The 1,201-nt window shown below is 69.9% G+C and carries 1 protein-coding gene; it reads left to right on the forward strand.

Annotated features, from left to right (window positions below; translation table 11 throughout):
* Window positions 1–1,201, forward strand: a 1,201-nt coding sequence (locus tag ACEN2S_RS22985) for a hypothetical protein (RefSeq protein WP_441870965.1), incomplete at both ends; no start/stop codon positions are given.

Here is a 1,201-nt window from a genome sequence, read left to right on the forward strand (position 1 = left end):
ACGCGGCCCGTTTGCGTCGCTTCCAGCGGCTGGCCACCGGCATGGATCTCGGCCAGCTCCTGCTGGTCGAGGTGCCGCTCGGGGCGGTGCACCGCGCCCGCAACCGGGTGCTCACGCATCTGGCGCTCGAGAGCGGTCAGCCGCGCCAAACCCTGCGCCCCGCCACGGCGCGCCGCCGCATCGGCATTTTGTGCCGCACCTTCGAGAAGGGTCCCGACAGCGAGGCCGTGGTGGCCTTCTTCCGCGCCTTCGACCCCGAACGCTATGAAGTCTTTGCCTATTCCGTCGGCTTTCAGGACCGTGTCGTCAGCCGGGACCCGGCCTTTGATCAGCTCTTTGATCAGGCCATCGCCCACCGCCGCAGCCTGCCCGGCGACCCGGCCGGGATCCGCGCGCAGATCCTGGCCGATGACCTCGACGTCTTCCTCTATGCCAATGCCACCACCTATGGGCTGCACCCGCTGGATCTGGCGCTGTTCCACCGGGTGGCGCCGCGGCAGATCATCCTGAACTCGCATCTGCCGATGGGGCTGGGATACCCCTCCTTTGACGCGATGCTGACCGGGGCCAGCGACGATCCGGCGCAGGAGCTGCCCGCCCCGGCGCAGGGCGAAGCGCTCTTGCGCGCGCCGGGGCCGGTGATCAACTACCTGACCTCGCTGCATCCGCGCGCCAATCCGCCGCTGGACCGCGCGGCTCTGGGCCTGAGCGAGACCGATGTCGTGCTGATGAACGCGGGCTCGTCGCAAAAGCTGCGGCATGAGAGCCTGCTGACGATGATGCGGGCGGTGGCGGGGATCCCGAACGGCGTGCTGCTGCTGGCGCCCTATAATCCGGGCTGGGCGGCGCGCAGTCTGGCCTTTGCCTTCAACGCGCAGCTGGCCCTGACCGCTGCCGAGGCCGGGCTCGACCCCGCCCGGATCCGGGTCTTGGGCGAACTGAGCGTGGCCGAGGCCGAAGCGGCGCTGGCCTGCGCCGACATCTATCTGAACCCCTTCCCGCATGGCGGGGCGACGATGACGCATCTGGCGCTGATCTATGGCGTGCCGCCGGTGACCCTGCGCCGCCGCTCGACCCGCTCGATCGATCAGTTCCTGGTGCAATCCCTCGGATTCGGAGATCTGCTGGTCAACAGCCCCGAGGCCTATATCGCCCGGGCCCAAGCCCTCGCCGCCGACCCCGACGCCCGCCGCGCCCTCGC

Origin of the sequence: Phaeovulum sp. W22_SRMD_FR3 (assembly GCF_052113705.1) — a bacterium.
Classification (GTDB): Bacteria; Pseudomonadota; Alphaproteobacteria; order Rhodobacterales; family Rhodobacteraceae; genus JBGQOG01.